Origin of the sequence: Microcystis sp. BLCC-F210 (assembly GCF_042134685.1) — a bacterium.
Classification (GTDB): domain Bacteria; phylum Cyanobacteriota; class Cyanobacteriia; order Cyanobacteriales; family Microcystaceae; genus Microcystis; species Microcystis aeruginosa_D.
The window spans coordinates 3,322,277-3,339,430 of sequence record NZ_CP169647.1; the positions used below are offsets into that span (position 1 = coordinate 3,322,277).

Below are 17,154 nucleotides of genomic sequence, written 5' to 3' on the forward strand. Positions count from 1 at the left end.
TCTACTCAGGCCGCCCGATGGCTTTCATCACCGCCGCATTAATAAACCAAGAGGCTATCCCGGCGATAATCCCTAAGATAATTGCGCCGATAACAGGTGTTACCAGAATCGTCCCCAAAAACTTTTGCAAGAATAGAGCAGCCAAGGCCACTGTACCAAAGACAAACAGAGCATAAAACAGGACTGTCCTAACTCCAAAAAAGAAGAAAGGACGCTCTAAAAGTTCTGGGGAGGCGATGTGGAAATCTTTGGCTTTTTGGCGGAAGGTAAAAAAGGCAATCATCCCTAAGATGAGGGAAAGTATAAAAGCGGTCATCACTCCCGTGGAGAAGACCGTTTTTTCATGCCCTGATATGGTATCCACAGTAAGCGGTAGAGTATCTTTTCCTCGAAACATAAACCAGCCAATCACACCATTGATAACAGCGTTGGTGACACCACTGCTCAGGGCATTTTTTTGAATGAAATCATTGGCTTGATCTGAAGTTGGAACCATATAGCTACCCTTTGAGAGCCGATCTTGACTTTCCAGGCGAACTATACCATCAAAAGTTAAATTTTTTCAGCAGCAAGGGGCTGATCTTGCCTAGAGCCGCTCAAAATCGCTCCCTAATCTCTATTTTGTCAGAGAAGGAGAGTTAGAATAGAGGGAAGATTACTGAAAGCGAGAGTTGGTATATAGTTAATACTAAATCCGTTGAGTACAGGCTAGTTATGAGGAGAGGCACTCATGCAAGAGGCAAAAGGCAAAGGGGAATAAATAATCAGTTTTTAATAACCAGATTTAGTGTAAGCCAGTTAAAGGTTCGCTGCTATGAAATTCCGTCAATTGATACAGGCCACAGAAAATAAATACAATCGGCTGCTGGCAAATCTGCTCTCGCTCTACATTATTTACCCGTTTTTAGTATATCTACCCCTGGGAGATCAGCAATTCTCATTTTGAAAAAAATCAGATAAAATTCTCTTATTTAAATAGAGAACTTGTGTAGAAGCATGATTTTTTGACAGATAATTATCATCCAAAGCTGGAGATAGACAGGTTTTAAGAACTTTGTCCACGAAAAATCGATTTCAACTCATAAATCTGGATGAAATTCTAACAAAATTTTTAGTTTTTTTATAAACAATTTTCTTTTTCTCCTTCAAGAGTTCTGACATTTTTAACTAGAATTTACTTTTTTAAATGGGACATATTCGGTTAGAATAAATGAGAAAAATTCCGACCAATTCTTAAACCAAATAAATTTTAATAGGGTACGAATATCATTAAAGAAAGAAGTCCTAGTTACTAATAGCTCACGAATCTTTTGATAGGTGTAATTAACTAAATCCAACACGGTATGAAATAAAAAAGCTAGTAAATTCAAAGACAATAAGAACTCGCACAAATGATTCTGACCATGACCAAAGTTATGCTCTAAATTATAACCGTGATTTTTAAGAACGTTATTGCCTTCATTTTCAACTTTCCATCTGCTACGTCCAGCTTTGACAATTTCTTCGACATTATTTTCCGTGATTTTATGATTAGTTATCCAATTATTTTGGTAGATAGTTTTCTGGGTTTTTTCATTAATAACAGTCACTTCACACCAATTAACTTCGAGACTTGAGTCCCCCTCTCTTAAGGGAACTCTAGAAGCATAACGATAACGATAAATTAGATTTTTTCGTCCATCCCATTGTTTCTTTTCAACGGTCCTAACTTCGCCACTTTTTTCTAAAAATTCTAGCCATTCATATAAAGTTTTATGCGACGTTTCCAAACAAACAAAAATAAAATTATAACCTTGTTTTACCGCTAATTTACAGACAGGTTCGTGAGAATATAAGTCGTCTCCTAAAAGAGTTACAGGATAACCATACTTATTTTTATGATTCCTATTTAACCATCTTTTAACGGCCGCATTTTCACAGTCTTGTTTTTGATGTCCATCTTGTTTTTTAATGAATTCTGGCTCTAAATTAATTACTTGTTTTTGCTTAGGAGAAACTACTATCGGTGTGACACAGCCATGAAAATAAGTTGTAGTTCCATTTCGATGATTACGACAGTTACAATGAGGGCAATTAATTTTCTTTGATGAGAAATATTCTGTGCCATCTAACGCCACTAATATTTCTCCATCTAAGTAGAGAAACTTTTTCAAAACTCCCTTTTCTTTTAACCATTCATAGACTTTTTGAAAAGTCCTAGAGATATTAGATGCTGGCACTGGATCTAGCAAATTTCTTATTTGATTATCCCCAGGAATTTTTTTAATTGAAAATAAACTTTCAGCATTATCTTTTCCCTTATTGCTTTTCATTAAACGTTGATGGTCTAAAAAAGACGGCGACTGAGTAAAAAAGACTGAAAATGCAGCCATCACGGCATCTTTTATCTCATATTTTCTATTATTTCCAGGTTTCCTCTCATCGGGTAAATCATCTAATTCTTGATGTAAAAATTGCATTAATTCCGAAATTTCTAGGGTTGCCGCTTTTTGAGCCATCTTGGAATAATTTGACGTGCTGGTGGATTTCTATCTCACCCATTTTACCTTAGCTGACAATAATTATAAATTTTTATTTCCCTTGAATTCCCTATTCTAAAAACAGAACTATCTTCCTGATTTAACCCCGTTCGTTCTCAGCCAACCTCTTTGATTGCTTGAGTATTTATACTTAATTTGTCTAGCCAATTGTTTTTTTTATTGTTCGCCTCTTCTAGAAAATAGTTGCTTCGTACTATATTTTCCTTGCCAAAATCGGGGTTAATGCTCTATTTATTTCAAAATGAGAATTGCTGCTGGGAGATTGGCTGATTTTCTTTTTCTTCTCCCTCTCTCTGATCATCGCTGTTTATCAGATCGATCGAAGTAAATTGGCTTTAAGATTTAATATCGGTCTGTTTTTGATTGCCCTCCTCCTGCGAGCATTCAGCACGATTATCCCTATTTATAGCGATTTCAACCGTTGGTTCGAGCTATCTAGTACGTTAATTTTTCTAAGTACCTAAGCAAAATTAATTACACATATCTAACCACCTCTTGCCTCCTGCCTCTTGCCTTTTGCCTATCTTGACTAGGAAATTAATTTTGCACGACTACTTAGCTTTTATTGGTTTATGTGTGTACTCGATTTTACTAGAATTAATTCCTGCCGAACAAGTCACGTCTGATATTATCAAAGGGGGAATTTGTGTCTATTTTCTCTTGGGATTTTTCTGGGCGGCCGCTTATAATATCGTCCAGATTTTCGACCCCGATTCCTTTGGCTCCGCCGCTAAAACCGTCAACCAGGCGGATCTACTTCATTTCAGCTTTACTACCTTGGCCACGGTGGGCTATGGTGATATAGTTCCTGCCAGTAAAGTCGCTAGAGTTCTAGCCAATTTAGAAGGAATGACTGGAGTTCTCTATCCCGCCGTTTTTATCGCTCGTTTAGTCAGTTTACACAATGGTCGTTAACCAAAATAATCCCTTCTACTAAAATATATTAAGGTGCAGTTTAAATGCACGGACAGATTAATCAGTTTCTTCTTCATCAATAATTGCCGATCGATCTAATAATAATAAATCTCGCAGGCGATCGGTATCTAATTCGGTTAACCAATTTTCCCCGGCATCTACGGTTTGTTCGGCTAATTGTTTCTTGCTTTCGATCATCTCATTAATGCGTTCCTCTAGGGTTCCCGTACAGATGAATTTATGTACCTGAACATTGCGTTTTTGTCCGATGCGAAAAGCGCGATCGGTGGCCTGATTTTCTACGGCCGGATTCCACCAACGATCGATATGAAAAACGTGATTAGCGCGGGTTAAATTTAATCCTGTTCCCCCTGCTTTCAGGGAGAGAATAAAAATCTTTGGTCCCTGGGGATCATTTTGAAAGCGCTCGATCATTTCTACCCGATCTTTTGTTTTGGTAGAACCGGAGAGAAATAATATTTCCTCGGCTAATTTTTTCTGGAGATGGGTTTTTAAGAGTTTTCCCCACTCGGCAAATTGTGTAAAAATTAAAGCTCGATCGCCTTCTGCTATCACTTCCTCTACCATAGCTTCTAAGCGTAATAATTTTCCCGATCTTTGACTGGTTTCTAAACTGTTTTCTTTCAAAAAATGGGCGGGATGATTACAAATTTGTTTGAGTTGCATTAGCAAGGTTAAAACTAATCCATGTCTCTGAATCCCTTGGGTTTCTTCAATTTTCTGGAGGGTTTTCTCGACTAATTGTTGATAAAGTTGTCCCTGTTCTTTTGATAAACCACACAGGACGTTCATTTCCTGTTTTTCTGGTAAATCTTCAATAATAGTTTTATCGGTTTTTAATCTCCTTAAAATAAAAGGACGGACGAGGGAACGCAAATTATGCAGGGATTCTTGATCGCCGTATTTTTCAATGGGAAGGGCAAACCGACGCTGAAAAAAGGCTTGAGTTCCTAAAAAATTGGGATTGAGAAAATCCAAAATTGACCATAATTCTGTCAGGCGATTTTCTACGGGAGTTCCCGTTAAGGCAATCCGAAATCCTGCGGGTATTTTTCGCACTGCTTGGGATTGTTTAGCCGTAGAATTTTTAATATTTTGAGCCTCATCTAAAACTAAACCTTGCCATTGTACTGCTTCTAAGGTGGACAGATCACGATAGATTAAAGGATAACTGGTAATAACAACCGATTGATTTTTTACCGCTTGAGCAAAAGCTTGACCTTTTAATCTTTTTTCGCCATGATGCACAAAAACCGCTAGGGTAGGAGCAAATTTTCTTAACTCATGTTCCCAGTTATTAACCACGGAAGTGGGAGCAACCACTAACACGGGATTAACTAACATATCCTCTTCTTTTAATGCTAGTAAAAAAGCGATTAATTGCGGGGTTTTTCCTAAACCCATATCATCGGCTAAACAAGCACCTAAACCCCACTTTTCTAGGAAAGCTAACCAACTAACTCCCTTGAGTTGATAGGGACGTAATTCTCCCCGAAATTCCCGCGGTGGGTTGATTAATTGAATCCCTTGATTATTATTTAAATTATCAATTAATTCCTTTAATGCTCCCTCCGCTTGGAAGTTGACTACCGGCAGTTTAGCAATTAGATTATTATCTCCTGAACTCAAGCGCAGAGCATCTTCCACCGAGAGATTCAGGGGAGTGATGGTATTATTTAAAATTCCCTGAGCTGCTTTAACATCGCTAGGTTGTAGGATTAACCATTTGCCCCCCACTTCCACCACTGGCGATTTTTTCTCTAATAACTTGTCAAAATCTTTTTTTGATATTTCCTGTTCCCCTACCACTAATTTAAGCTGAAAGTTTAATAAACTGGTTAAACTTAATCTTTCTCCTTTTTTGGGAGTTACACTGGCAGCAATCTTAATTCCTAATCTTTGTTTATTACTACCAGCAGTTAACCCCGTTGGCAAAATTACCCCTAATCCCTGCTCTTGCAATTGCCAAGCGATCGAGCGAATAAACTGGTAAACTTCGATCGAATCAAGAGAACATTCCTCTGGGTGTCTCTGCTCTAAACTAATTCTAATCGGTTCGTACAATCGCGCTGCTAATCCCAATCCTTTTAAGAGAATTTCCTGGGGATTATTGACAACTCTTTGATAACTATGATAACTTTCTTTTCCCTCTAACCAAATCAACTTAGCACTAATGAGAAATTCGGGATCATCTAACGCTTGTAAATAATAGGTGAGTTTCCACGCTGTTCCTAAACTGGGAGGTTGTAAAGATAAACAAACACGGTATTGATTCTCGATTAATTGGCGATTATTGCCATTAACTAAACTTTCTTGGATAGGAAACACCCAGTTATTATAAGCATTTTCTAGACGTTGTAGATTTTTGGCTTCTAAGGCAATGTTATGATCATTACTGCTTAAAGATTGTAGCCAAGGTTTCACCATCAATGAGGGAGAAATATTAACAGTACTATCTATTTTTTGTCGCAAACGAGCATCGACAATATTTTTTAAGCAATCGAGAATAATTGTTTGTGGTTCGCTATTTTCTTGATAGGCAAGACAAACAGGGGGGATGGTTTGGATAAACTTAGCTAAACGAGTGCGATCGATGGTACTATCTAGCAGCGGATACCAGCAACTTTCACCCTGATTTATTCCTGCTAAAAATTTCCCCCTTGCTAATAAATCTAAACTCCAACGGTGTAAATACAGCCAAAATCGTAGATCATTGCCGATAAATTCGGCCTTAGCTAGGGGTAATTTTTCCCATAACTGTACTATCATCCCCGCAGAAAAAGTTAATCCCGATAGCTGCCATGGCTGCCAAGACAAGGATTTAGGTGTGGGTTCGAGAATTTGCCCCGACAACAGCGGTAAAAAATATTTTTTCCTAGGGGGAGAATAGCTCGGCAAACTCAGCTTGATTGATTCTGGAGAATACTGGTTAAGCTGAGGAGAAAATTTCTCGATAAATTGGGCTAATGCCCCAGATTCTAGACAAAAAGGATGATTTTCTTGGGTTTCACTTAATTCTTTCCCTTGCCACTGTTCACCCCAAAGAAAAAAAACACTATCGTGCGAACCAATCAGCCAATTACCGTGTAGAGTAGTCATTATGAAATAGGGAAATTCCTCTAAAAAACCTGCTGTTGAAAAGGCAAAAAATCTCGATTTTGTCGCTTCTTCTGACCTTAAGAGCCTCTAATCTTCTATTTTAGTGGACAAGGGCTGATTTCTCAAGCAGAATCTAGTTCAGCGATTAGCCCCGATCGCATGGTTATTATCAATGATAATCAATAGAGTTATTTTGAAACTATGTACAAATCGATCACCCTAACCCTCGTCCTCAGTCTTCCCCTGAACTTGTCCCTAGTTGGTTATGGGGAAGATTTAAACCACCTACAGCAATTATTATCCTCCCGACAATGTCCCCAATGCGATCTGAGCGGTTCGGGGTTAGTGCAATCGAATCTAGTCGGGGCAAAATTAAATGGGGCCAATCTCGTCGGTGCTAATCTTAGTCAAGCTAATTTAAGTGGAGCGGATCTGAGTGGTGCAAATTTAACCAGTGCCTCTCTTTTTGGTGCTAATCTGACTGGAGCGAACTTAACTGGGGCAATCTTGACGGGTGCGGATTTAAGAGGCGCTTATCTCAATAATGCTAACCTCGAAAACACCAAACTAGATACTGCCTACGTGCAGGGTGCGGTGGGAATTCCCAGTAGTGCCGGTACTCCTGAACTATTCTACGGACTAGGAATGGTGGAAGGAAAACAGGGACGCACCAGCGCCGCCATAGAAAATTTTAATAAAGCCTTGACAATTAACTCCGAATATGCTCCAGCTTATCTAGCCCGGGCTATGGCTCACTATCGTCTGGGACAAAATGCTCTAGCAGCCCAGGATGCTCAAATGGCTTCGACTCTCTTTCAACGACAAGGCAATACCCCCGGTTACGAAGCGGCAGAGAATTTTATTAAAGGCATGGAAATCGCCCTAAAACCGCGAGAACAAGGTGGTGGCAACGCTCAATTAGACCAAATGGTGCAGGGGATTGGTTCTCTGCTCTTACAGTTTGTTTTACCCGCTTTGGGACTATTTTAGTCCTCGTCCGCTGGCTCTTCTAAATGTTCCGAGACCGCGTAATAAAGGTCAAGGACATGATGATCGGCAAGACGATAAAAGACTCTCCGTCCCTGTTTTTGGTATTTAACTAATCTTAAGGCTCTTAGGGTTCTTAACTGGTGCGATACGGCCGATTCACTCATCCCTAAATCGTCGGCTAAGTCACAAACACATAATTCTTGTTTGGCTAAAAGCGACAGAATTCTGAGGCGGTTGGCATCCCCCAAAAGGCTGAAAAATTCGGCCATTTTTTGGGCTTTTTCGATTTCTAATCCCTGCAAGTGCTGGAATTTCGCCCCTTGGTGATGGGATTCCCCACAAACCGGTGCTATTTTCTCTAGGGCCATGTTTTTTCCTGATCGGTTATTAAGCAGCAATTCTCATTTTAAGGTTTCATGACATTAAAACCCTTGCACCCAGAGGGGTTAATAATTCTTAACGAATCTCTAGATCGCTGAAACAACGCAAAATCGTTTCAAAATGAGAATTGCTGGTTATTAAGGGAAAGTTGAGAAAGGGAGGTATTGATCGAATCTTCAATCCCGATACTTGTCCCCTTCTCCCCAATAACTAAATTTAAACGCAACCACAGCCCTTGTGTCCACAGCCTTTCTTGTTCTCGTTAACGTGACCATTGGCACAAGCTTGGGAACAGTAGTATTGATCGTTTTTTTCGATGGCATCGGCGATCGATACTACACACAAACAGGGTTTACAAGCACATTTCATCATGGTGACAGCGATCATGGTTACTACCTCTGAACTTCTTTACTGACTTTAGTATAACATCTGAACAGATGTTCATGGATTGAATAAAGTTAAATTTTTCTAAAACTCAGACGGGAAAGTTGAGGCCGTTATCTCAGGCTAAATCCAGTTATTAAAGGCTGATTATCTATTTCTCCTCTTGCCCCTTGCATGAGTAGAAAACGGGTTTCTCCGAGAAACCCGTTTTCTGTGCGTTACTCAACGGATTTGGTATCAAGGGTAAGGTGGGAAGTTCTCCTTGATCAGTGATCAGATTTGAGTTTTCAGTTTGCATATAGAGCTTTTCACGTTACTGAGGTATCGACAAGTTTTGCCAACAAAGAGTTTAAGCCCCTTGCCCATGCCTCATTCTGATGAAAACGACTATATAATATAATCTAAGCTAGAAAAAAGTTAAATACTGACTAAACTGCCCAATTATAACAACTGAGCCGACAAATTCTGATGTTATTAGCATTAAAACAACTAACTGTTACCCCAGGCGATCGCCTGTTGTTAACTTCACTCACTTGGCAAGATGACGCGGAACAGACTACCAGTGATCGCCTGCATCGTAAATTGTTAAACGTCCGACACCTAGAGCTAATCCGGGAGAATTATCCCCGGGGGGATAGGCAGTAATTCCAAACTGATAGACACCACCATAATCGGGATTTTGTACTGGTTTCAGACCGATGGAAACGGTATTACCGGGGGGGACAGGAGGATCAAAAATGACCGTGATTGTCTGAGTATTGGGGTCAAAAGTAGTGGATTTTAGGGTTAAATTTTCGCCTCGCTGATTGCGATCGCCAAGAAAAGCAAAAGTTTGGTCAACAAGAAAAGCAATAGTTTGAATATTGGGTTGCTGCTGTATGGTTACTTTGCCCAAGGGAGCCCCGAGGGACGGCGGCAGAGCGATGGTAAGATAGTATTTTGCACCCCAAGCGCGCACGGATTGGAAAGTAGCAAAGAAATTAACCAGAGTGGGAGAACTCTCAAAAAATATTCTGCCATCGGGAAATTGTCCAGCGAGAGAGACAGAAGCATCAAAAGCGAGTATAGCAATCAAAGCCAGTTTAGATAGACTTTCAATCTGTTTTAAAGGCAAAAAGGGACTTTTCAAGGTAAAAGCTACTATAAAATATTGATTGTCAAGGGGAATTATAGCAAATTCACTGGACACTAAACCGCTGGTATTATCAGAACCTAGGATGGGTTGAAGCATGAAACCCAACGCCTGCTCATGTTATGCTATCGCTAACCCATCCTACAAATAATACTAAATCCGTTTTCTGGAATTTTTTTGAGCGGTTTTATTTTTTGTATTTTTTTAACCTATGGTTTGACGAGAAGGCAATTGTTCATCCCTATAACCTTTTTCTTCTTTTAATGCCTCTTTTAGGGGTGTGGTACTGATTTTTTCAAGGCAAGAGTTGATTAAAATTTAGGGTCTGCTTGCGAGTACATCTCCACTAAACTCTTAATATCTGCCTCTAAATTTGGCAGCAGCTCCTCCGTTTTTTCTCCCCCTAGCACGATAGTTATCAACATAAATAATCCCAGTTTCTACATCTTTCAATCCCTTTGCTATTGCCTGTCTAAACCATCCCAATTCTGTTTCAGCCCAATGGGGCGAAGAGTTAAAATAGTCTATAGTTACTTGCGCCATAAAAGCCCTTTTCTTCGACCCTATCAGCTTTTTTGCCGCATCTTTTAAGCTTGATTTGATTTTTTAAGTCAGTTCAGTTACCATAATAGTTGAGAGTGAGAGTAACAAGTTGCTTTCGACCGCCTAGACGTTAACCTATTAATACGCAAGTTCCTCAATACTGAAAAAATCAACCGTGACCAAGACCCCATCGATCGAGGAAACTCATTACAATCAGGCTAAAGCTAGTTTACAACAGGCCTTAACTTGGTATGCCAGTTTTCGCCGCCATTGGAATTATCCCCCCGATCCCCAACTTCAGGCCGCTGTTAAACAGGATTTGCAGTCCCTCAAATCGGCCTTAGATAAACTCGATGAAACGGTGATTCGGGTGGCAGCCTTCGGGTTAGTAAGTCGCGGTAAATCCTCAGTGGTAAACGCTTTAGTCGGTCAAAAAATCCTGGCAACCGGACCCCTACACGGGGTGACACGCTGGCCGCGATCGGTGCGTTGGATGCCAGCCACGGGTAAAATCCAGATAGAATTAATCGATACTCCCGGATTGGATGAGATTGAAGGTGAAGCACGGGCGAATATGGCCAGAGAAGTCGCTAAAAGTGCCGATTTGATTTTATTTATCGTTGCGGGGGATATTACCCGCACTGAATACGAGGCTCTCTCAGAATTGCGCCGGGCTAAAAAACCGATCATTTTGGTGTTTAATAAGATTGATCTCTATCCAGAAGCTGATCGCTGTCAGATTTTTCAGCAGTTACAGAGATTAGGAACCAATCGGGCCGAAAAAACGTTAGAAGATTTGTTAACTAGCGATGAGATAGTTATGGTAGCCGCCGAACCGCAACCGATTCCTGTCCGGGTGGAATACCCCGATGGGCGCGTGGTGAGTGAGTGGGAAACCCCTCCCCCCCAAATTGACGAGCTGCAAGATAAACTCTTAACGATTTTAAATCGGGAAGGGCGATCGCTTTTGGCCTTAAATGCTTTAGTACAAGGACAAGAAGCGGAGGAAAATATCGCTAGAAAAACCCTGGAACTGCGGGATAGTCAAGCGGAAGAAATTATCTGGCAATACGCGAAATATAAGGCTTTAGCGATTGCGGCTAATCCGATCGCTATTTTAGACCTCCTAGGGGCTTCAATCGTCGATTTAACTCTAGTTCGAGCTTTAGCTCGTTTGTACGGCCTGCCAATTACCAGTCACCAAGCTGGTCAACTCTGGCGGACTCTACTTTTGAGCAGTGTGGGGTTGTTGGTGGGGGAAATCCTCAGCACTGTGATTATTGGTTTGGGCAAAACGGCAGCTGTTGCGGCGAGTATTTTTGAAAATCCCACCTCTTTAACTCTCTACGGTAGCACCGCTCTCCTACAGGGAGCAATTGCCGCTTATGGAACCTATATCATCGGGAAAGCCGCTAAAATCTATCTAGAACGCGGTTGTAGTTGGGGGGCATCCGGACCGAGTACGGTGATTAATCAAATTCTCGCTCAAGTTCATCCACAAACTATCTTATATCGTTTACGTCTAGAACTAGAGCAGTAATTTTAAAGTAAAAAGGAAAAAAGGCAACAGTTATCAATTAAATATTTCCTACTGACTACTGATGACCGACTCCTAATTTTAGAAACTTAATTTTTGACCACGACAACCAGCTAGAAATATTGAGAGAAAATCATGTCTGCTGCCCATAAGTCCTATATCCCCGTTTCCGTTTCTTGCCAAAAAAGTGAAGGGAGTCAACCTCGTCCCCAGTCATCAGTAAATCGGGCGCTCCCAACAGTCAAACCGACGACTAAATCAGTGGGGAGAGTTCCCGTGGCCCCGACCCAAAAACAATTAGCCTCGCGTCAATTACGTTTCCTTTGCCTCCTAGAAAAAATAGTAGCTGTGATTACTTTTTGTCTCTTGGGTTCGACTCTGGGAATATATGCTTGGACGGTGTATATTCCCAAGGTTTGGGACAAAGAATTTGGCAAACTGGAAACACTGCAACGTCATGAACGTCATCTTTTGGCCACCAATGAAACCCTTAAACATCAACTAGCTCAACAAGCAGAAAAACCCGAAACTGGATTAACTCATCCCCAACCTTTCCAAACTATCTTTTTACAGCGTAAATCTGCTCCCAACCTGAAACCGTCCTCCGTTTCTCAACCCCAATCTACAGTCAATTCTCGACCCAGAAGTGCTTATTAACAGTTATCAGTTATCATTTATCAGTGGGTAAGTTAACAGTTATCAGTTATCAGTTATCAGTTATCAGTGAGTAAGTTAAAAGTTATCAGATGTGAGTTTTTAAGTGTGCAGTATTAAATAAGTACCTAAGCAAAATTAATTACACATATCTAACCCCCCCTTGCCTTTTGCCTTTTGCCTTTCTTCACTAGGAAATTTATTTTGCACGACTACTTAGAAGTTTCCTACTGTCTGATTACTGATTACTCTGATTACTGATTACTGATCAGTAATTACTGTTTACTGATTACTGTTTACTATTTACTGATAACTGAAATATACTTCTCATGACTGACACAAAAAGACCAGGATTTAGAGCTAAAAAAACTCGATCGCCCTCTGGCAGTATTCGGGACAGAAAGTCCTACTTAAACGCCAAAAAACAACAGCAACAGTTAAAAAAATTGCCTTTGAGTAATGGGCGACTGGTGGCGGTATGGCTGGTTTTAGTCATGGGTATTTTGGGGTTAGCTTGGCGATTGTACCAATTACAGGTAGTACAAGTGCAGGAATTGCAAAAAAGAGCCAGAAAACAGCAAACCACCAGCATTAGACCTTATATTCCCCGACGGGCGATCGTCGATAGTAATGGTAATGTTTTGGCGACCGATCGCTTGATTTATACTCTTTATGTACACCCAAAACTGTTTGCTATTCCCCCAGCAGAAGTAGCTAATAAATTAGCTCCTTTATTAAACATTCCTACTAATCAACTGATTCAAAGATTTAAAGAAAAAGAAACAGGAATTCGTTTAGCCAATCAATTAACCGAATCCGTGGCTAGGGGCTTAAAACAATTATCTCTTGACGGTGTAGAATTAGAGGAAAAATACGCTCGTTATTATCCCCAAGACGATGTGGCCGGCGACGTGATTGGCTATGTAGATAAAGAACATCGTGGTCAGGCAGGATTAGAAAGAGGTTCCAGTCAGTTATTAGAAAGAGATCCCTTTTCTGTCAATACAAGACGCATGGGAGACGGGCGAATTTTACCAGCTTTTGTTCCCGATGGTATCTTTCAATTTGATGAATTACAGTTAGAAGTAACCCTCGATTTAAAACTACAAAGAGCCGCTCGCACTGCCCTACGGGAACAGCTAAAAAAATTTAATGCTAAACGAGGGGCTGTCATCGTCATGGACTCCCTCGATGGTTCTCTTTTAGCCCTAGTTTGTGAGCCAACTTTTAACCCCAATGAATACTACAAAGCCAATGTAGCTCTATTTAAAAATTGGACCGTAGCCGATCAGTACGAACCAGGGTCAACTTTTAAACCAATTATTATCGCCCTGGCCATGGAAGCAGGGGCAATTAAAGCTAATACGGTAGTCAATGATCCGGGGGCAATTACTGTCGGTCCTTGGACCATTAAAAATGCATCTAAACAGGGTTATGGGGCGCTAGATATGGCCCGAGTTCTGCAAACCTCTAGTAACGTGGCTATGGTGCAAATTGCCCAAAAAATGGGGCGAGTTGATTTCTATAAAAGTTTATTAGGATTGGAAATAAATCAAAGGGTTGGTGTAGATTTACCCGGAGAAGTGGCAGGATATCTCAAACCCGAACCAGAATTTCTGGATAATGCCATTGAATCGGCCACCGCTTCCTTTGGTCAAGGTTTATCCCTAACACCCTTAAAATTAGTACAATTGCACGGTGCGTTGGCCAATGGTGGCACGCTGGTGACTCCCCATGTGATCAAAGGATTAGCCGACGACCGCGGCCGTTTGCACTGGCAGCCCGATTATCCCAGCAAAAAAGTCTTTTCTGCCACCGTAGCCCGGCAAGTGGTGGAAATGATGGAAACCGTCGTCAGCAAGGGGACAGGGGTAGCGGCCCAAATCCCCGGTTATCGCATCGGAGGCAAAACTGGAACCGCACAAAAAGCTAGTCCCACGGGGGGTTATCTACCTAACGCCAAAATTACCAGCTTTGTCGCAATTTTACCGATCGAATCGCCCCGTTATGTGGTTTTGGTGGTGGTGGATGAACCCAAGGGGGCGAATACTTTTGGCTCCACTGTTGCCGCTCCGGTAGCAAAAACGGTGATGAATACGCTTATTTCCCTCAAGGGTATCCCCCCCACCTCGAAGGTCGCTCCGGCGGGTTCTGCGACCAATAAACCCCCGCGGCATGATTAATTTAACCTGCATTATTCATGAACCAAAAAACAAAGAACCCGAAAAACTGGATTTACATCTAGTTTTTTTGGGGGTTAAATAAGTAAGTAAAAATCCTTAATCAACCGCACAAAATTAACAATTAAAGCCTTAAAAAGCGACTAAAACTATCATTCAGATACAATAATCCTAGGGAGGCTTGGCTTTTAAAAAAAATTAGTTGAACTCCACTAGAAAGTCGCTGTGAAATTAGACTAATTTCATAAGCAAATGGACAATGAGATGCTAACTCAACTAATAGTTTTCTGACCGAAACACTAACTTTTGCCGCACTTTTAATAAAAGTTTCTTTTAAACGAGAAACTGTTGCTTTTGCCAATCTTGTCCCCTGTACTGCTTCCCGAATCCCCAGCAGTAAAATATAAACAGCTTGAGATAAAAACAGACGAAACTGATTGACAATAAATTTTTGACAACTGAGTCTGTCAGCTTTGATTCCTAGTTTTAATTCTTTAATTCTATGCTCCGAACTAGCTCCTCTTTGGACATAAACATCATCTTTTTTCTGCTTTTTTAACCATTATTTTCTCTCATTTAGCCCAGTGACGGAGAGACAAAACAGACTGTTGTTGAGATCAAGTCGCTCTAACTTATATCTGGTAGTGGTTTCAGGGTTTTTTACCCTACTCTCATGAATAATGCAGACTAGAGAACTGGCTCTCTTATTCTTTGTGTGAGCAGTTTAACTTACTATAGAAGCGGTCAATCTTTGTGTTCTCTGTGTCTCTGTGGTTTCTTCCACTGACTCACCAGCATGACTGTATCTTAGAATACATTTTACCCACCAAACCTGAGAGAGCCGAGAACTTTTAGAGGAAACTCCAAATGCTAGAAATTACCAAAAACTATCTAGGGTTTGCTGAATAATGGGAAAACTCTTTAAAAATGCTTCTTCGTTACTTGGTATGGTTCGATTGGGGGGCATAAATCGACTAAATTCTTATCTGGCAATAGATTTAATTGATTAGTTCGCTCTAGATCGAAAAAAATTGACAAAAATTGCCAAATGTCTTTCTCTATAAGAGTCTCATTTCTTATAATTCTGTACGTTGCATAAAAAAAACCGAAGAACCTTTAAAATAAGACTTTTGACCTGCTAAAATCCGATGTTAGTGCAAGAAAACCGGCTGCCGACGACAGGCTTTGGCCCCTGTCCATCACCCCTTAAATACGGTTGTCTCTCTTATCCCCACTGCTGATTTTTCTCTCTTTGTCAAGCCCTAGACCTGAATATTTACGGAGAAATTAATCAATGCTCAAAAAATTATTGACAGTTGCCGTAGGAACAGCCTTAACGATATTCGGAGTTGGCAGCCCCTTACAGGCGGCTAACTTGCAAATAATCGCCAGTGGACTTGAAAGTCCACGAGGTCTCACCTTTGGTCCCGATGGAGCCTTATACGTTACAGAAGCAGGTAGAGGAGGCGCAGGCCCCTGTATTCCCGCACCGGGAGCCGGACCTAACGGACCAGTAGTTTGTTATGGTAACACTGGTGCGATAACCCGCATTAAAAATGGTACAGCTGAACGCATTGTTACAGGTCTTCCGTCTATTGCTTTACCAATTCCAGAATTCTCTACTGCTATTGATGCGACCGGAATCCATGATATACAATTTGACTCCACTGGAAGAGCTTATGCCATTTTTGGGTTGGGGTCTTCTCCAGAACAACGGGATCAAGTGCTTAATGTTCCTGAATTTGGACAACTGGTCGCCATTGATAATCTTAATGGACAGGTTACTCTGACAACGTTAGCAGACCTAGCTGAGTATGAAGGATTGTTTAATCCCGATAATAATAATTCGGGCTTTTTTAACCCCTATAACGATGGCATTGATAGCAATCCCTATGCTTTTTTAATTAAAGATGACACTGCTTATATCGTCGATGCAGCTGGGAACGATTTTTTTAAAGCTAAAACTGATGGTAGCGAACTTACTCTGTTGTCTGTCTTTCCTGAACGTCCGATAACTGACCCCTTTACTGGAGAAATCATTGCCATGCAATCAGTTCCTACCAGTGTGGCTATTGGGCCTGATGGAGCTTTTTATATCTCAGAATTGACGGGATTTCCTTCTCCAGAAAATGCAGCACGTATTTTTCGCTTGGGGACTGATAATAAACCAGAAGTGTATGCTGATGGCTTCACCCAAATAATTGATATTGCCTTTGATGATCAAGGAGGCTTGTATGTCCTAGAATATGCCACTCGCTCATTATATTTTGATATTAGTCCAGGTCTTTTAAGCTACATAGATCCCAAAGGAAATCGCAAATCCATCATCAGTGATGGACTATTTTTCCCGACGGCTTTAGCAATTGGTCTTGATGGTGATATTTATATTTCTAATCTAGGTTACATTCCAGGACAAGGTCAAGTTGTTCGTGTTCAGGTTTCAGTCCCCGAACCTAGTTCTATAACAGGACTGCTAATTTTTGGCATTTTTGGTGGAGTTTCATTACTTTTACGCCAGCGGAAATAATTAATTTAGTCTAGATAGTGATGCAATTCAGACTTGAATCGGCTATTTACTAATCTTGGTCACATGGAGTTAGAAGCTATATTCGGATTAGATGATCTTCAGACAGACTCGACTTTATCAAGAAGCTAAAGAAGAAGGTCGTGAACAAGCTAAAATTGAAGCGGTCGCTGGTTTACTAGCTTTAGGTTTAAGTATAGAACAGATTGCCACTGCTTTGTAATTAGAACTTACCAAAGTACAAGAGACAGAGG

The 17,154-nt window shown here is 40.7% G+C and carries 12 protein-coding genes and 6 pseudogenes; 10 read left to right on the forward strand and 8 right to left on the reverse strand.

The genetic code is table 11. The features are described 5' to 3' along the window. Position 1: 1 nt before the first annotated feature. The gene (locus ACE3JL_RS15950; protein WP_271989349.1) at positions 2-496 is read right to left on the reverse strand and encodes a permease; all 495 of its coding nucleotides are present in this window, start codon (positions 494-496) and stop codon (positions 2-4) included. 318 nt (positions 497-814) lie between these two features. On the opposite strand from ACE3JL_RS15950, the pseudogene ACE3JL_RS15955 reads away from it, so the two are divergent. Continuing rightward, positions 815-928: pseudogene (locus ACE3JL_RS15955) on the forward strand (two pore domain potassium channel family protein); the annotation flags it as partial. A gap of 321 nt (positions 929-1,249) precedes the next feature. On the opposite strand, the pseudogene ACE3JL_RS15960 reads toward ACE3JL_RS15955, so the two are convergent. Beyond that, positions 1,250-2,498, reverse strand: a pseudogene (locus tag ACE3JL_RS15960) (ISNCY family transposase). 290 nt (positions 2,499-2,788) lie between these two features. Between ACE3JL_RS15960 and ACE3JL_RS15965 the strand changes: the two are divergent. After that, positions 2,789-2,995, forward strand: a pseudogene (locus ACE3JL_RS15965) (two pore domain potassium channel family protein); the annotation flags it as partial. A 103-nt stretch (positions 2,996-3,098) separates the two neighbouring features. After that, positions 3,099-3,455: pseudogene (locus tag ACE3JL_RS15970) on the forward strand (potassium channel family protein); the annotation flags it as partial. 57 nt (positions 3,456-3,512) lie between these two features. Here the strand turns inward: ACE3JL_RS15970 and ACE3JL_RS15975 are convergent. Then, positions 3,513-6,575, reverse strand: a complete 3,063-nt coding sequence (locus ACE3JL_RS15975) for a DEAD/DEAH box helicase (protein ID WP_375327906.1) — start codon at positions 6,573-6,575, stop codon at positions 3,513-3,515. A gap of 201 nt (positions 6,576-6,776) precedes the next feature. Here ACE3JL_RS15975 and ACE3JL_RS15980 point away from each other — a divergent pair, with 201 nt between their 5' ends. Beyond that, positions 6,777-7,565, forward strand: coding sequence for a pentapeptide repeat-containing protein (locus ACE3JL_RS15980; protein ID WP_375327907.1), 789 nt, complete (start codon positions 6,777-6,779; stop codon positions 7,563-7,565). Here ACE3JL_RS15980 and ACE3JL_RS15985 read toward each other — a convergent pair. Continuing rightward, a complete protein-coding gene (locus ACE3JL_RS15985) occupies positions 7,562-7,933 on the reverse strand; it encodes a metalloregulator ArsR/SmtB family transcription factor (RefSeq protein ID WP_334311252.1) in 372 nt (123 codons plus the stop codon). The genes ACE3JL_RS15980 and ACE3JL_RS15985 overlap by 4 nt on opposite strands. Before the next feature lie 229 nt (positions 7,934-8,162). Next, complete coding sequence (locus ACE3JL_RS15990; RefSeq protein ID WP_375327908.1) at positions 8,163-8,333, reverse strand: metallothionein; 171 nt, start codon at positions 8,331-8,333, stop codon at positions 8,163-8,165. 465 nt (positions 8,334-8,798) lie between these two features. On the opposite strand from ACE3JL_RS15990, the pseudogene ACE3JL_RS15995 reads away from it, so the two are divergent. Next, a pseudogene (locus ACE3JL_RS15995) lies at positions 8,799-8,873 on the forward strand (Uma2 family endonuclease); the annotation flags it as partial. Between the two features lie 13 nt (positions 8,874-8,886). On the opposite strand, the gene ACE3JL_RS16000 reads toward ACE3JL_RS15995, so the two are convergent. Both ACE3JL_RS16000 and ACE3JL_RS16005 read right to left on the reverse strand, forming a co-directional pair. Next, entirely contained in the window at positions 8,887-9,459 is a 573-nt protein-coding gene (locus ACE3JL_RS16000) for a DUF2808 domain-containing protein (RefSeq protein ID WP_271989373.1), read from the reverse strand. Between the two features lie 357 nt (positions 9,460-9,816). Next, entirely contained in the window at positions 9,817-10,005 is a 189-nt protein-coding gene (locus ACE3JL_RS16005; protein ID WP_375327909.1) for a hypothetical protein, read from the reverse strand. Between the two features lie 175 nt (positions 10,006-10,180). Between ACE3JL_RS16005 and ACE3JL_RS16010 the strand changes: the two genes are divergently transcribed. The 3 genes from ACE3JL_RS16010 to ACE3JL_RS16020 all read left to right on the forward strand — a co-directional run bounded on the left by ACE3JL_RS16010 (position 10,181) and on the right by ACE3JL_RS16020 (position 14,379). Continuing rightward, complete coding sequence (locus ACE3JL_RS16010) at positions 10,181-11,545, forward strand: GTP-binding protein (protein WP_271989354.1); 1,365 nt, start codon at positions 10,181-10,183, stop codon at positions 11,543-11,545. Positions 11,546-11,677: 132 nt separating this feature from the next. Next, positions 11,678-12,199, forward strand: coding sequence for a hypothetical protein (locus ACE3JL_RS16015; protein ID WP_271989355.1), 522 nt, complete (start codon positions 11,678-11,680; stop codon positions 12,197-12,199). Between the two features lie 326 nt (positions 12,200-12,525). Further along, complete coding sequence (locus ACE3JL_RS16020) at positions 12,526-14,379, forward strand: penicillin-binding protein 2 (protein ID WP_271989356.1); 1,854 nt, start codon at positions 12,526-12,528, stop codon at positions 14,377-14,379. Positions 14,380-14,569: 190 nt separating this feature from the next. Here the strand turns inward: ACE3JL_RS16020 and ACE3JL_RS16025 are convergent. Further along, positions 14,570-14,917 (reverse strand): annotated as a pseudogene (locus tag ACE3JL_RS16025) (transposase); the annotation flags it as partial. A gap of 753 nt (positions 14,918-15,670) precedes the next feature. Here ACE3JL_RS16025 and ACE3JL_RS16030 point away from each other — a divergent pair. Further along, the gene (locus ACE3JL_RS16030) at positions 15,671-16,903 is read left to right on the forward strand and encodes a ScyD/ScyE family protein (RefSeq protein ID WP_375327910.1); all 1,233 of its coding nucleotides are present in this window, start codon (positions 15,671-15,673) and stop codon (positions 16,901-16,903) included. A 91-nt stretch (positions 16,904-16,994) separates the two neighbouring features. Then, a complete protein-coding gene (locus ACE3JL_RS16035; RefSeq protein ID WP_271989358.1) occupies positions 16,995-17,123 on the forward strand; it encodes a hypothetical protein in 129 nt (42 codons plus the stop codon). Positions 17,124-17,154: the final 31 nt, after the last annotated feature.

Bases quoted from the DNA above. Each gene is read 5' to 3' on its own strand.
- ACE3JL_RS15950 (WP_271989349.1), bottom strand. From the start codon at position 496: ATGGTTCCAACTTCAGATCAAGCCAATGATTTCATTCAAAAAAATGCC.
- ACE3JL_RS15975 (WP_375327906.1), bottom strand. From the start codon at position 6,575: ATGACTACTCTACACGGTAATTGGCTGATTGGTTCGCACGATAGTGTT.
- ACE3JL_RS15980 (WP_375327907.1), top strand. From the start codon at position 6,777: ATGTACAAATCGATCACCCTAACCCTCGTCCTCAGTCTTCCCCTGAAC.
- ACE3JL_RS15985 (WP_334311252.1), bottom strand. From the start codon at position 7,933: ATGGCCCTAGAGAAAATAGCACCGGTTTGTGGGGAATCCCATCACCAA.
- ACE3JL_RS15990 (WP_375327908.1), bottom strand. From the start codon at position 8,333: ATGATCGCTGTCACCATGATGAAATGTGCTTGTAAACCCTGTTTGTGT.
- ACE3JL_RS16005 (WP_375327909.1), bottom strand. From the start codon at position 10,005: ATGGCGCAAGTAACTATAGACTATTTTAACTCTTCGCCCCATTGGGCT.
- ACE3JL_RS16015 (WP_271989355.1), top strand. From the start codon at position 11,678: ATGTCTGCTGCCCATAAGTCCTATATCCCCGTTTCCGTTTCTTGCCAA.
- ACE3JL_RS16020 (WP_271989356.1), top strand. From the start codon at position 12,526: ATGACTGACACAAAAAGACCAGGATTTAGAGCTAAAAAAACTCGATCG.
- ACE3JL_RS16030 (WP_375327910.1), top strand. From the start codon at position 15,671: ATGCTCAAAAAATTATTGACAGTTGCCGTAGGAACAGCCTTAACGATA.
- ACE3JL_RS16035 (WP_271989358.1), top strand. From the start codon at position 16,995: ATGATCTTCAGACAGACTCGACTTTATCAAGAAGCTAAAGAAGAAGGT.